11 protein-coding genes, 2 tRNA genes and 2 pseudogenes are annotated in these 13,007 nt (G+C 71.5%); 11 read left to right on the top strand and 4 right to left on the bottom strand.

Annotated elements, in window-relative coordinates; genetic code table 11:
- Position 1: 1 nt before the first annotated feature.
- The 3 genes from gyrA to AC5K6T_RS22990 all read left to right on the top strand — a co-directional run bounded on the left by gyrA (position 2) and on the right by AC5K6T_RS22990 (position 3,557).
- Complete coding sequence (gene gyrA / locus AC5K6T_RS23000) at positions 2–2,593, top strand: DNA gyrase subunit A (RefSeq protein ID WP_493211770.1); 2,592 nt, start codon at positions 2–4, stop codon at positions 2,591–2,593.
- Positions 2,594–2,611: 18 nt separating this feature from the next.
- Positions 2,612–3,394 (top strand): DUF3566 domain-containing protein, encoded by a 783-nt coding sequence (locus tag AC5K6T_RS22995; protein WP_493211768.1) that lies wholly within the window; start codon positions 2,612–2,614, stop codon positions 3,392–3,394.
- Positions 3,395–3,480: 86 nt separating this feature from the next.
- Positions 3,481–3,557, top strand: a tRNA-Ile gene (locus AC5K6T_RS22990).
- Positions 3,558–3,638: 81 nt separating this feature from the next.
- Here the strand turns inward: AC5K6T_RS22990 and AC5K6T_RS22985 are convergent.
- Positions 3,639–4,161, bottom strand: a pseudogene (locus AC5K6T_RS22985) (tyrosine-type recombinase/integrase); the annotation flags it as partial.
- A 72-nt stretch (positions 4,162–4,233) separates the two neighbouring features.
- Between AC5K6T_RS22985 and AC5K6T_RS22980 the strand changes: the two are divergent.
- From AC5K6T_RS22980 to AC5K6T_RS22970, 3 genes and pseudogenes are all read left to right on the top strand, one after another.
- A pseudogene (locus AC5K6T_RS22980) lies at positions 4,234–4,581 on the top strand (transposase); the annotation flags it as partial.
- Positions 4,582–4,652: 71 nt separating this feature from the next.
- Positions 4,653–4,949 carry a hypothetical protein gene (locus tag AC5K6T_RS22975; RefSeq protein ID WP_493211766.1) on the top strand — a complete coding sequence of 99 codons (297 nt, stop codon included), beginning with the start codon at positions 4,653–4,655 and terminating at the stop codon, positions 4,947–4,949.
- Between the two features lie 25 nt (positions 4,950–4,974).
- Positions 4,975–5,373 carry a transposase gene (locus AC5K6T_RS22970; RefSeq protein WP_493211764.1) on the top strand — a complete coding sequence of 133 codons (399 nt, stop codon included), beginning with the start codon at positions 4,975–4,977 and terminating at the stop codon, positions 5,371–5,373.
- 800 nt (positions 5,374–6,173) lie between these two features.
- On the opposite strand, the gene AC5K6T_RS22965 is transcribed toward AC5K6T_RS22970, so the two are convergent.
- Positions 6,174–6,608, bottom strand: coding sequence for a DUF6344 domain-containing protein (locus AC5K6T_RS22965; protein ID WP_493211762.1), 435 nt, complete (start codon positions 6,606–6,608; stop codon positions 6,174–6,176).
- A 360-nt stretch (positions 6,609–6,968) separates the two neighbouring features.
- Here AC5K6T_RS22965 and AC5K6T_RS22960 point away from each other — a divergent pair, with 360 nt between their 5' ends.
- Together AC5K6T_RS22960 and AC5K6T_RS22955 are read left to right on the top strand one after the other, a co-directional pair.
- On the top strand, positions 6,969–7,097 hold the full coding sequence (locus tag AC5K6T_RS22960; RefSeq protein ID WP_003999697.1) for a DLW-39 family protein: 129 nt from the start codon (positions 6,969–6,971) through the stop codon (positions 7,095–7,097).
- 277 nt (positions 7,098–7,374) lie between these two features.
- A complete protein-coding gene (locus AC5K6T_RS22955) occupies positions 7,375–8,685 on the top strand; it encodes a hypothetical protein (protein ID WP_493211760.1) in 1,311 nt (436 codons plus the stop codon).
- A 295-nt stretch (positions 8,686–8,980) separates the two neighbouring features.
- Here the strand turns inward: AC5K6T_RS22955 and AC5K6T_RS22950 are convergent, their stop codons facing one another.
- Both AC5K6T_RS22950 and AC5K6T_RS22945 read right to left on the bottom strand, forming a co-directional pair.
- Entirely contained in the window at positions 8,981–10,660 is a 1,680-nt protein-coding gene (locus AC5K6T_RS22950) for a serine/threonine-protein kinase (RefSeq protein WP_493211759.1), read from the bottom strand.
- 490 nt (positions 10,661–11,150) lie between these two features.
- Positions 11,151–11,699, bottom strand: coding sequence for a helix-turn-helix domain-containing protein (locus tag AC5K6T_RS22945; RefSeq protein ID WP_493211757.1), 549 nt, complete (start codon positions 11,697–11,699; stop codon positions 11,151–11,153).
- Positions 11,700–11,879: 180 nt separating this feature from the next.
- Here AC5K6T_RS22945 and AC5K6T_RS22940 point away from each other — a divergent pair.
- The 3 genes from AC5K6T_RS22940 to AC5K6T_RS22930 all read left to right on the top strand — a co-directional run bounded on the left by AC5K6T_RS22940 (position 11,880) and on the right by AC5K6T_RS22930 (position 12,829).
- Positions 11,880–11,952: transfer RNA gene (locus AC5K6T_RS22940), tRNA-Ala, on the top strand.
- A gap of 230 nt (positions 11,953–12,182) precedes the next feature.
- Positions 12,183–12,446, top strand: coding sequence for a hypothetical protein (locus tag AC5K6T_RS22935; protein WP_493211755.1), 264 nt, complete (start codon positions 12,183–12,185; stop codon positions 12,444–12,446).
- Positions 12,443–12,829 (top strand): PIN domain-containing protein, encoded by a 387-nt coding sequence (locus AC5K6T_RS22930; RefSeq protein WP_493211753.1) that lies wholly within the window; start codon positions 12,443–12,445, stop codon positions 12,827–12,829. The genes AC5K6T_RS22935 and AC5K6T_RS22930 overlap by 4 nt, the downstream gene beginning before the upstream one ends.
- Positions 12,830–13,007: the final 178 nt, after the last annotated feature.

Genomic DNA, 13,007 nt, shown 5'->3' with positions numbered 1-13,007 from the left:
AATGACCGACGAGAACACTCCTGTGACGCCGGGCGAAGAGGCTCTGGCGCTGCGCGTCGAGCCCGTCGGGCTCGAGACGGAGATGCAGCGCTCGTACCTCGACTACGCGATGTCCGTCATCGTCTCCCGTGCGCTGCCGGACGTCCGTGACGGCCTCAAGCCCGTGCACCGACGCGTGCTGTACGCGATGTACGACGGCGGCTACCGACCCGAGCGCGGCTTCTACAAGTGCGCCCGTGTCGTCGGCGACGTCATGGGCAACTACCACCCGCACGGCGACAGCTCCATCTACGACGCCCTGGTGCGCCTCGCGCAGCCGTGGGCGATGCGCATGCCGCTGGTCGACTCCAACGGCAACTTCGGCTCCCCGGGCAACGACCCGGCGGCCGCCATGCGCTACACCGAGTGCAAGATGGCGCCGCTGTCGATGGAGATGGTCCGCGACATCGACGAGGAGACCGTCGACTTCACGGACAACTACGACGGCCGCTCCCAGGAGCCGACCGTCCTGCCGTCCCGCTTCCCGAACCTGCTGATCAACGGCTCGGCCGGGATCGCGGTCGGCATGGCGACCAACATCCCGCCGCACAACCTGCGCGAGGTCGCCTCGGGCGCCCAGTGGTACCTGGAGAACCCCGAGGCCTCGCACGAGGAGCTGCTGGACGCGCTGATCGAGCGCATCAAGGGCCCCGACTTCCCCACCGGCGCGCTCGTCGTCGGCCGCAAGGGCATCGAGGAGGCGTACCGCACCGGTCGCGGCTCCATCACCATGCGGGCGGTCGTCGAGGTCGAGGAGATCCAGAACCGCCAGTGCCTGGTGGTGACGGAGCTGCCCTACCAGGTCAACCCGGACAACCTCGCGCAGAAGATCGCCGACCTCGTCAAGGACGGCAAGATCGGCGGCATCGCCGACGTCCGCGACGAGACCTCCAGCCGCACCGGCCAGCGCCTGGTGATCGTCCTGAAGCGGGACGCCGTCGCCAAGGTCGTGCTGAACAACCTCTACAAGCACACCGACCTGCAGACGAACTTCGGCGCCAACATGCTGGCGCTGGTCGACGGCGTGCCGCGCACGCTCTCCCTGGACGCGTTCATCCGTCACTGGGTGCAGCACCAGATCGAGGTCGTCGTCCGCCGTACGCGCTTCCGGCTGCGCAAGGCCGAGGAGCGGGCGCACATCCTGCGCGGCCTGCTGAAGGCCCTGGACGCCATCGACGAGGTCATCGCGCTGATCCGGCGGAGCGACACCGTCGAGATCGCCCGGCACGGCCTGATGGACCTGCTGGAGATCGACGAGATCCAGGCGAACGCGATCCTGGAGATGCAGCTCCGCCGCCTCGCGGCCCTGGAACGGCAGAAGATCGTCCAGGAGCACGACGAGCTCCAGGCGAAGATCGACCAGTACAACCGGATCCTGGCCTCGCCGGTGCGCCAGCGGGGCATCGTCAGCGAGGAACTGGCCGCGATCGTCGAGAAGTACGGCGACGACCGCAAGACACAGCTGGTGCCCTACGACGGCGACATGTCCATCGAGGACCTGATCGCCGAGGAGGACATCGTCGTCACCGTCTCGCGCGGCGGCTACGTCAAGCGCACCAAGACGGACGACTACCGGGCGCAGAAGCGCGGCGGCAAGGGCGTACGCGGCACGAAGCTGAAGGAAGACGACATCGTCGACCACTTCTTCGTCTCCACCACCCACCACTGGCTGCTGTTCTTCACCAACAAGGGCCGGGTGTACCGGGCCAAGGCCTACGAGCTGCCCGACGCCGGCCGGGACGCGCGCGGCCAGCACGTCGCCAACCTGCTGGCCTTCCAGCCCGACGAGGCGATCGCCGAGATCCTCGCGATCCGCGACTACGACGCGGTGCCCTACCTGGTCCTCGCCACCAAGGGCGGCCTGGTGAAGAAGACCCCGCTCAAGGACTACGACTCCCCTCGCTCCGGCGGAGTCATCGCCATCAATCTGCGGGAGCGCGAGGACGGAACCGACGACGAACTGATCGGCGCCGAACTGGTCTCGGCCGAGGACGATCTGCTGCTGATCAGCAGGAAGGCACAGTCGATCAGGTTCACGGCCACGGACGACGCGCTGCGTCCGATGGGCCGTGCCACCTCGGGTGTGAAGGGCATGAGCTTCCGCGAGGGGGACGAGCTGCTCTCGATGAATGTTGTCCGACCGGGTACGTTCGTGTTCACTGCCACCGACGGCGGGTACGCGAAGCGGACCGCCGTCGACGAGTACCGCGTCCAGGGCCGCGGCGGCCTCGGTATCAAGGCCGCCAAGATCGTGGAGGACCGCGGTTCGCTCGTCGGCGCGCTGGTGGTCGAGGAGACCGACGAGATCCTCGCCATCACGCTGTCCGGCGGCGTGATTCGTACGCGAGTCAACGAGGTCAGGGAGACGGGCCGTGACACCATGGGCGTCCAACTGATCAATCTGGGCAAGCGCGATGCCGTGGTCGGCATCGCACGCAACGCCGAGGCGGGGCGCGAGGCGGAGGAGGTCGACGGCGACGTGGCCGTCGACGAGACCGCCGAAGGCACCGCGCCCGCCGGCACGGACGAGGGCGAGGCGCCCTCGTCCGAGTAGCACGAGGAGAGAGTCATCGTGAGCGGAGCCACGGGCGCCGGACCGTCCGGTCCTTCGGCGGGCACCCCCACCGGAACGGACGACGGCGGCCGTGGGCCGGCCGCTCAGAGCGCGCACGGCGCCCAGGGCAGGCACGGCGCCCACGGCACCGGTGGCGCGAGCACATCCGTGACCACATCCTCGTACGACACTCATGGATCCCAGGGGGGAACTGTGACGGACACCCGAGGCCCGCACACCCAGCAGTACGCGGCTGGAGCGGGCCCGGCCGCACCCGGCGCCGACGTGCAGACGGCGTCTCCGCTGCCGGGCGAACGGCAGCCACAGCAGCAGGCGGGGCCCTACCACCCGCCGCAGGCCTACCCGGCCGAGGGCGCCTCCACGAGCGGCGGCGTGCGCCGGCCGCGCACCGGGGCACGCACCACACCGCGGGTGCGCAAGGCACGGCTGCGCGTGGCCAAGGCCGACCCGTGGTCGGTGATGAAGGTTAGCTTCCTGCTCTCCATCGCGCTGGGCATCTGCACCGTCATCGCCTCGGCGGTGCTGTGGATGGTCATGGACGCCATGGGCGTCTTCTCCACGGTCGGCGGCACCATCTCCGAGGCCACCGGCTCCAACGAGTCCAACGGCTTCGACCTGCAGTCCTTCCTGTCGCTGCCGAACGTCCTGATGTTCACCACGATCATCGCGGTCATCGACGTGGTCCTGGCGACGGCCCTGGCCACCCTCGGCGCCTTCATCTACAACCTGTCCGCCGGCTTCGTGGGCGGTGTGGAGCTGACGCTCGCCGAGGACGAGTGACGGGCCCGGGTAACCGATTTTGGGACTGCGCCGGTCGTGCGCTAATCTTCAGGGGTCAGCGCGCGGGACACACCGCACAGCGCGGCGGGGCTATAGCTCAGTTGGTTAGAGCGCATCCCTGATAAGGATGAGGCCACAGGTTCAAATCCTGTTAGCCCCACCAGCGAAAAGGCCCCCGGATCATTGGTCCGGGGGCCTTTTGACGCCATCACTTGACACCATCGCTTGACACCAACAGCGCCGGTCAGCCGATGAGCGGATCTTCCAGGAGGTCGGCGAGCAAGCATGCCGACAGTTCCCGCTCGCTGTCGCCGACCACGTGCGTGTACACGTCCATGGTCATGCTGATCCGGCTGTGCCGGAGGATCGCCTGAGCCATCTCGGGGTGCACCTTCAGGAAGGCGAGCAGGGTCCCGCAGGTGTGCCGGGCGAGCCGGACCGTGATGCGGGGGACGCCGGCCCGCTTCACGAGCCGATCGAAGGTCCGCGAGAAGCCCACGGGGTCGATCATGCCGCCATGCTCCGAGGAGAAGATCAGGTCATGGCCGGGCTCCTGCGACCAGTGTTTCACCGGCGATCTTCCGTTCCAGCTCTTGCCGCTCCCGGCGCTCTTCCAGGGCGCGGGCGCAGAACTCGGGCAGAGGCAGCAGCGCCTGTGACGACTCGGTCTTGAGGTCCTTGAGGACCAGGCCCTCACCCTTGACCCGCTGCACCTGCTTGACCGGGGTGGACCGGCGAGCCTCGAAGTCGATGTCCTGCCAGCCTAGGGCGTGTTTCGAAAGTCCCGCCTGCCTGGCGGCGTCTGGCACGCACGCTCGCCGCGTTGTCGGGCTCGCCCCGATACATCCAGGGTGCCCAGGCCGGGCAGCGGCCGGCCCCGGCGCAGACCACTGCGGGTGCGGGGCGACAAGGCGTACTCGTCCCGCGCGAACCGGGCCTACCTGCGAAGACGCGGGATCCGGTGCACCATCCCGGAACCGGCCGACCAGATCCGCAACCGCAAGCGCCGTGGCCGGTCCGGTGGCCGTCCGCCGGCTTTCGACCGCGAGGACTACAAGTCCCGCCACGCCGTCGAGTGCGGGATCAACAGGCTCAAGCAGCACCGGGCCGTCGCGACCCGCTATGACAAGCTCGCCGTCCGGTTCGAGGCCACCGTCCAGATCGCGGCGATCCACCAGTGGCTGTGAGCCACCGGCCCGGCGCACAGCCGTGCCATCCTGGCCGTCAGCTCGATCAGCACTGCACAAGGGGAGGGCCCGTGGCCGCCGAGTACTACTGCGCCGACAGCGAGAACGGCGACCACATCGACGACCCCTCCGAGGACGCCTTGTTCATGCTGATCGGCGACCTGAACGGGACGGACAACACCTTCGTCGTCATCCAGCCCGACGAAGACGACCCCGCCTGGTTCGCCTCCGTCGCAGTCCTGGACGAGGGCGGATACGAAGTCGTCCGCCGCGACACCACCCGCCGCGAACACGACGTCACCGTCGAGGCCAACCGGGATCGCATCGCGGGCGACCTCACCAAATGGCTAGCCGCCCGCGCTTCCTAAAACACGGCCTAGGCCCAGGACCTCAGTGCGGCGGAGGCCGAGAACGCGTGAGCGTGCGGTGCGGATGTACCGCGCTTCCGAGCCGAAGCCCGTCATCCGCCGCATGGCGGAGGAGCTGGGTGTGCACCACGGGGCTCTGCGCAACTGGATCCGTCAGGCAGAGGCCGACGCCGACGAGCGAGGCGACATGCTCACCACCGCCGAACGTGAGGAGCTGGCCGCCGTCCGCACGGAGAACACCCAGCTCAAGCGCGCGAATGAAGTCCAGCTGGTCAGCCACTCCCGCACAGCGGGGCCGAACGCGGCGCTTACGCGTCCTCTTGCAAGTGATGTCATGGTCATGAACTCTCAGGACCGACATGGACGGTTCCGAGCGCCTCTGTGTACGAGGCATGAGCTTCCGGACATACCCGTAGGCCCGTGAGCTGCCCGCGGACGGTCCGGGCACCGGCCCGCCGGCTCGGGCGCCGGCCCGTCGGCTCGGGCGCCGGCCCGTCGGCTCGGGCGCCGGCCCGTCGGCTCGGGCGCCGGCCCGTCGGCTCGGGCGGCTGTCCGTCGGCCGGGGGAAGCCCCGTCGGCCGGGCGGTGCTGTCGTTGGTTGCATGCGGTTGGCGTGTGGCCTGTGGTGCCGGAGCGCGTGAAGGCCCGGCCGCCGAAGGGGGCGGCCGGGCCTTGCCCATGGGTGTTGGCGCACATCAGAGGCCGTGACGACATGGGCGCGTCACGGAGCGGGCGTTGTGCGGTGAGGCGGTGACAGCACAAGGGGCTGAACGGATCGACGGGTCTGGTGCGTGGGGCCGGCGGACCGACGGCGAGGTTCCCGGAGAGCTGGGGGCGGCTCGGCCGGGGTGGGCCGGGGGCGCTGGGACCGGCCGCGAAGGGGGCCCTGCCCGGGCGGTGGCCGTTCCGGTGCGGCCTGGTCCGTGTGGTGTCTGTTGCGCGTCGTGCCTGGTCCGGGTGGGCCTGGCGGGACCTGTGGTGCCTGGTGGCGCCGGGCCTGGGGCCGGGCTTCGGCTGCCGGTGGCGCTGGTGCCGGTGGAGCCGTACGGCACGGAACCGGCGGGGGGTCCGGGGCGTGACGTGGTGGGGGTCTGCGTCCGGCTGTCGTGTGGTGCGACCGCGGACCGGAGAGCGGTGGTGCTGCCGTGCACCTGTACGGCCGGCGCGTGCCGTGTGACCTGCCCGCGCGGAGACGCGGAGGCGGTACGGGCAACGCTGCGGAGGTCATCGCTGGAGGGGCGTCGTGGTGGTGGTCGCGGCCGCTGCGCCGGCGGGGTGCGCGCGGGTGGGGCCGGTGGCACCGCCGTCGGCGTCCGGGGCACAGGAGTCGCTGTCGGCGGCCGTCGATCCCGCGGCCGACTCCTCCGTCTCGGCCGGCGCGAGGTGGCGGCACGTGGGGGTCTTGCCGTGGGCCTCCGCGCGGATGCGCTGCTTCATCGTCGGCGGCAGTGATCTGGTGTGGGCCGGCGCTGCCCACGAGGGCATCGCGCCCTGCGGCAGGACCGGGTCGCCGCTGTTGCGGGCGGTCCCGGTCTGGGGTACCGAGGGGGTCGCGGCGGCCGGGCCGGCCGTGGTGGCGACGAGTCCCAGCGCCGCGCACAACGCCAGGAAGGCGGTGGCGAAGGCGGTCCACAACTGCATGACCTTGTTCCGGGCCATGGATCCTCACTTTCGGATGGGGCGATTTGCGTACTTTCCTCATGATGTGTATGTGGGCCTCGAAGTGGTGGACCTCCACCCGTGGCGCGTCGATCGTCGGATGAACACCACTCGGACGGGTGCACGCGTACCTGAAATGGCCGTCACGGAATGCCCCAGATCAGCCGGAGAGGCCGGAAGACAGTCGAAATGTCACGTTCCGTGGAGGTGTGATCACCCTCAGATCGCAGCGGCCGGTCATCGCCGACTGCGCTGAGCCGGAGCGGAGTTGAGGCCGGACGCAGGTCACCGATCGATATCGGTCGGTGTGTATAGTCGGGCGCCAGAGGTCCCTTACGTCAAGAAAGACGAGGTCGCGCGGTGAAGAAGCTTCTCCTGGTCGCACTGGCCGCCATCGGCGGGCTCCTCGTGTACCGCCAGATCCAGGCGGATCGCGCCGAGCAGGATCTGTGGACGGAGGCGACCGACTCCGTGCCCACGGGTTCCTGAGTGCCAGCACTCCAGATTCCGAACAGACCCCGGCCGCCCGCGCGGCCGGGGTTTTGTGTGTCCGGGCCGCGCGGCAGGATGGGCCCCGGCCGACGAGGAGGGGTGGCACGGGATGGCGCGGCGTACGGGGTGGTGGCCGGCTGGGGCGGAGGGCGGCCGTGTCCCGGCCCGGGTGCTCCGGCGCGCGCCCTGGAAGCCGGGAAAGCCCCGGACGCTCCGGACGCCTCGGGGGTCCCGGGTGCCGTGGGGTGCACGTACGCGGGCGGCAGCCTCACTCGTGGGAGCCGTCACCGTGCTGGGCGCGGCGACGGTGGCGTACGCGCCGCCCGCACCGGCCGCTGACCCTGCGGACGGCTACGCCTTTGTGGACGGCGCCCGCCGGGTCAGCGCGGCCGAGAACAGCACCGGCGCGGAGCGCCTGGAGCTGGGGGCCGCCTACCGCAGCGGTATCGCGCGCGGCGGGCAGGCCTACTTCCGGATCGCACTGGACGCGGCCTCCGACGCGTATGTCGCCGTGACCGCGGTTCCGCCGCCGGGCACCGAGGTCTCCGTGCTCGACGGCCTGAAGGTGTCCGTGCAGGACGTCGACGGCGGTGTGTGCGACCAGGACACCGAGACCTTCGGCAGTGTCCGGAGCGCCCGCCCGCTCACGGCGTGGAGCATGCGGGAACTGACGCCCCGTCGCACACGTTGTCAGAACGCAGGCACGTACTACGTCGTCGTCGAGTCGGTCCGCGCCCAGAGCTCAGGCGCGGCGTCACTTGAGGAAGGGGGAACCTCCGGGGCCGGGGCGCCCGGGACCGAGGACTGGGAGCTGGAGCTCGTCACCGTGTCGGAGCCGGCGCTGTCGCGGGGCGAGGCCACCGAAGCGCCCGACTCCTGGAACTCCGCCACGCCGACCCCTCTCACCGGCGAGCCGGAGAGCGTCGCCGGCGGCGCGGGCTTCACGCGGGCCACCCGCCTGGGGCAGGGAGTGTGGCAGGACGCCATCCGGCCGGGGCAGACCCTGTTCTACGCGGTACCGCTGGGCTGGGGGCAGCAGTTGTACGCCGACGTCGAGCTGGGCAGTTCACCCGACGGATCCGGCGCCACGGCCGGCGCCCTCGACCTGACCCTGTACAACCCGGCCCGTGGTCCCGTCGACCACGAACGCGCCGGCTACTACGGCCGTCAGCAGTCAGCCGAGCTGGACCCGCTGCCACCCGTCGCCCACGCGAACCGGTACGCCGTGACCTCCAAGGTGAAGGGCATGCGGTTCGCGGGGTCGTACTACCTCGCCGTGCATCTCGCGGACCAGGTGGCAGAACGTTTCGGCGACGGGCCCCTGGGGCTGACCCTGCGGGTGCGTGTGACAGGCGCGGCCGGACCCGGGCCGGACTACGCGGGGGAGCCCGTACCGAAGGGGGTGTTCGGGAGCGCGGGCTCACTGCCGGGCGGCTCCGCACGGGGCGGCGGCTCCGCCGCGGGACGGGGCGGAGCGGACGGGCCGATGACGGCACTCGCGGTGGGCGGGATCGGCGTCGGCACCACGCTGGTGCTCGGCCTCGCGGTGTGGACGCTCGTGGCGCGGAGGCGGGCGGCGGAGTAGGTGTCGGCCATGTCGGCTATGTCGGCGATGTCGGTGGGGTCGGCGGTAGGCACGGTACCGGCGGTGCAGGTCGCGTCGGGACGGGGCGGGCGCCGCCGCGCTGCGGCGGGCTGCGGGGTGGTGAGGCCCGTGGCGGCGGCCCCTTCCTCGCGGGACGGCACCGCTCGTCGTCGGTCGGACGCTGTGGCTGCGCGCTTCCCGTGACCCGTTGCCCGTCCCGGCCGGACCCGTCCCGGCCGGACCCGTCCCGGCCGGACTCCGTCCCGGCCGCCCGGGACCGTGGTGGCCGGGCGCGTCAGATGTGGGCCAGAGCCCAGAAGCCGACGACATAGCAGACGAGCGCGAGCAGCAGGACCGGGACGGTGACCGCGGGCGGCGGGCCGGGGCGTTGGCGTCGACGTCGGCGGCGTCGACCGTCGGCGCGCGGCGTGGGACTCGCCGACGGCGCTGTGCGCGCGGCGGCGGGAACCTGCGCGTCCCGCGCGGTGTACGAGGCCGTGGCGGCATCGCTCTGCGGCTGGAGCGGCGAGCTCGGTGGAGGCGGCTGGAGCGGCCGGGACGCGAAGGGGCTGCGGGCGGGGCCGTACGGGGCCGGAGGGCGGGCCGTGGACGCCGGGGGCACCGGCTGCGGTACGGCGGGTGCCGGGCGGGGGCGGGGCGGGCTGCCGGGAACGGGCGGATGCGAGGCCGTGTCCGGAGCCGCATCCGGTGGGAGGTGGGTCCCCGGGTGCGGCGGCCATGGGGGAGGAGGGGCGTTGGACGGCGTGCGGTCCGGAGCCCCGGGGGCGGGCGGGGTGCGAGGAGTGCCGGTGCCGGAGGGGACCACGTCCGGCGGCTGCGGAGGGGACGGCGGCGGGGAGAGGCCCTGCGGCGGGGCGGCCGGCGGCGGGGGCGGCAGGTGGAAGCTCCCGGTGTCCGACATGGAGACCGGCCGGGCGGACGAGGGCGGGCTGTCCGCCCGGCGGGGATCGCGGGGCGCGGAGCCCGTGCCGGCCCCGTCGGGGCGGTGTGGCGGGGACGGAGGTGAAGCGGCGGGGTCCCGGGAGGGCACGGGGGAATCCGTTCCCGGAGCGTCCTTCGGGCCGGGCGGCCGCCGCAGGGGCCCTTCGGGGCCGAATCCGGGTGGCAGCGGGCCGAGTTGGTCGAAGATCTCGATCGTCTCGTCGTCTGGAGCCTGTTCCGGCAGCAGTTCGGCCACCGAGGCCAGCGCCTTGCGGGCCCCCGTGGCCGTGCGGAAGCGCGCGTGCGGGTCCGGCTGGAGCAGAGTCGCCACGATCTGCCAGAGGGGCTCGGGGACGCCCCGGGGCGCGCCGGGCGTGCCGTGCGCGGTGAAGTGGTCGACGAGCGCCGCGGCGTCCGGCTTGGCCCCCTCCAGCAGGTACAGCGCGACCAGTCCGACCGCGAACAGGTCGGCGGGGAAGTCGGGTTCCTCGCCGAGGAGTTGTTCGGGGGCGAGGTAGCCGGGGGTGCCGACCACGAGGTTGGTCTCGGTCAGGCGCGGTTCGCCCAGCCGCATGGCGATGCCGAAGTCGGACAGGCGGAGCCGGGGGCGCGCCGTGCCGGTGGCCTCCAGCAGGAGGTTGGCGGGTTTGATGTCGCGGTGCACGACGCCCTCCGCGTGCACCGCGGCCAGGCCGGAGAGGAGCTGGTCCAGCAGCGTGGTGACGAGTGCGGGCGGCAGTGGTCCGTAGTCCCCGACGAGGTGCACCAGGGACCCTCCGGCGACCAGGTCCATGGTGAACAGGACCTTGTCGTCGTCGGCGGCCCAACTGGCGGGCGCGAGGACATGGGGGTGGTCGATCCGCAGCGCCTGCTCGCGGACGAACCGCAGCAGGGAATGGGCGTCACGCTGCTGGAGCACCTTGGCGGCCACGTAGCGGCGCCTGCGGTGGTCCCAGGCGCGCCACACGGCGCCGACGCCGCCGCGTCCGATCGGGTCGGCCAGCTCGTACCGGCCGGCGAAGACCTCACCCATCGTTGTGCGCTGCTCCTCCCCCTGCGGAAGACGCCTGTCCCGGTCCCCCCGGGGCGTCTGTCCCGGCCCCCAGGGCACTCACTCCCCCCGCTCCCCCGGTTACTCCCCCGGCAACGCGCCGGTACTCCCGCGGACGTCGGCCTGCGCGGTGGTCCCCCGCCGGATGGCGCGGCGCCGGCGCCGGTGCCGGCACCGATGCCGGGCAGTGCCGTGCGGTGTCGTGCCGGGGAGCCTGCGGCCGTGCCGGGGAGCCTGCGCCGGCACGGAGGGCGGAGGGTGCGGTGCACCGCCGGGCGCGGCCCCGTGCGGCCGGCGCAGACGCCCCCTCGTCTCTCGTCCGGCCGTCACACGTCGGCCGAGCGGCCTCAGCCACCGCCACCGTACGGCCCCGGCCCCGGCTCCGACCCCGGAACCCGGAGCCCGGAGCCTGGAGCCCTGGACTCGCAGAGCCACGGACTGTCCGGCGCGGGAGCCCGGAGCCGTACCGGCGTCAGTTCTGGTGCGCCTGGTAGTGGGCGACGGCGTCGGAGGTGCGGCCCGCGCCGTACACGCGGAGGAACTCGGCCAGTTCCGGGTGGGTGGGTGCCAGGGAGTCGGCGGCGTCGATGATGTCGCCGGCGGCCGCGACGGAGCGCAGCAGCGACTGGATCTCGCGGACGACGCGTTTGACGGTCGGGGCACCCGAGGTGCTCGACGTCTGGGTGACATTGCTCAGCACGGAACCCCCCTGCGACCTCTTGATCTCGTCCATGCGCTCGGTGGCCTCGGCGGCGCTGACGCTGCCGTCGGCGACCTGAGCGGCCAGCTCCTGGAGCTGCTGCACGCGTTGGACGACGGCCGGGTTGCCGATCTTCGCGCGCTGACCGCTCATCAGCTGGGACAGCATCGGCGCCGACAACCCCAGCACCCCCGCGAGACGAGCCTGGTTGAGGCCAAGATCGTCGATGAGCTTACGGAAGAGCGCCCCCAGTGGCTCCCCGTACCAGTTCCGCTGCAGTTCCCGCGCTCTCGCGGTGGCTTCCTGCTGTGCGGCATCCATTGCGTCTCCCCATCGCTACCCCTGAAACCGCGGTTCGCTGTAGCGAACCACGCCGAGCATCCTACGGAGAGTGGTCGGTCGCAGGGGAGCCCCAGTCTTTTTGCGAGATCCCCCGGATCACCCGGTACTCTGTTCCACAGCGCCCTCCCGGTACGCACGACCTCGGGGGACGCTCGTCACGGGGCCTTAGCTCAGTTGGTAGAGCGCTGTCTTTGCATGGCAGATGTCAGGGGTTCGACTCCCCTAGGCTCCACAAGTGAAATGCCCTCTGACCTGCGGAAACGCGGTTCCGGAGGGCATTTTTCGTGCCCACGAGTGGGCGCATCGGTGCCCACTGGAGGCGGGGGATGCCTTGAATCCCAACGGGTTCGGTGGATCTTGTCTCCCCTGTGGGTCCCCTGGGATCTGCGGGGCGAAGGGAGTGTCGGAGGGGGCTCCGGCGAACAGCCTGCTTGTGTGTAGACGTGGCCGTATACTCGCTTCATGTCCGATGCCATGATCCGAGTGCCGTCTGAGGTGCGTGACCGTCTCGCGGTCATCGCGGAGTCCCGGGGTACATCGATCCGCTCGCTGGTGCAGGAGTTCGCGGAGACGACGCTCACGGATGAGGAACGGCGCGAGCGTGCGGAACGGACACGCGCCTACCTGGCCGAGCACTTCGGTGTCGAGGTGAGTGACGAGGAGAGCGTGGCGATGGGTCGCAAGTTGCGCGATGCCTTCGCGGGACAGCAGGGCGCCGCCGCGTGATCCAGCACCACCTCGTCCTGGACGCACCCACACTGCTTGCCCTGGCGGGGAACCGGCAGGTGTCCGCGCTGGTCCACCGGGCCCACTTCGAGCCGGAGATGCGGCTGTGGGCTCCGGTACTGTCGATCCTCGAAGCGGACGCGGAGCATCTTGGCATCGCGGAGCACGTCGGCCAGCTCGATGTCATCCACACGGTCGACCTCGACTGTCCGGGCATGCTCACCGTCGCGCAGCTGCGCAGGGACGGCGTCCCATTCGGGATCGCGGCTGCCGTGCACGCTGTGCGCCATCTTCCCGAGTGGGGAGCGGATGCGCTGGTGGCCACGGTGTCGCCGAAGGTGTACGAGGGTCGGGGTGTGCCGGTCCTCGACCTCAACCGCTGACATCCGACGGCTTCGTCACTGCTGTGAGCGGGGCATTGAGCGGCTGAATTCGGACTTGGGCGACGTAAGCGATCTCGAAGAGGCGATGGAGCTGTATCCCTCCGCCAGCAGGACGTTCGGCTGCACGCGCATGGCGCTGAAGTCTGGGATCAGCTTCCTGGTGACCGGGGCACGGAGC

The sequence above is a fragment of the Streptomyces sp. B8-7 genome, assembly GCF_058833805.1.
The sequence above is the reverse complement of the archived record's forward strand: the minus strand, read 5'-3'. Positions and strand labels throughout refer to the sequence as shown.

Excerpts from the sequence above, each read along its gene's own strand:
- gyrA (WP_493211770.1), top strand. The coding sequence starts at position 2 with ATGACCGACGAGAACACTCCTGTGACGCCGGGCGAAGAGGCTCTGGCG.
- AC5K6T_RS22945 (WP_493211757.1), bottom strand. The coding sequence starts at position 11,699 with ATGGATGCCGCACAGCAGGAAGCCACCGCGAGAGCGCGGGAACTGCAG.
- AC5K6T_RS22965 (WP_493211762.1), bottom strand. The coding sequence starts at position 6,608 with ATGGCCCGGAACAAGGTCATGCAGTTGTGGACCGCCTTCGCCACCGCC.
- AC5K6T_RS22935 (WP_493211755.1), top strand. The coding sequence starts at position 12,183 with ATGTCCGATGCCATGATCCGAGTGCCGTCTGAGGTGCGTGACCGTCTC.
- AC5K6T_RS22950 (WP_493211759.1), bottom strand. The coding sequence starts at position 10,660 with ATGGGTGAGGTCTTCGCCGGCCGGTACGAGCTGGCCGACCCGATCGGA.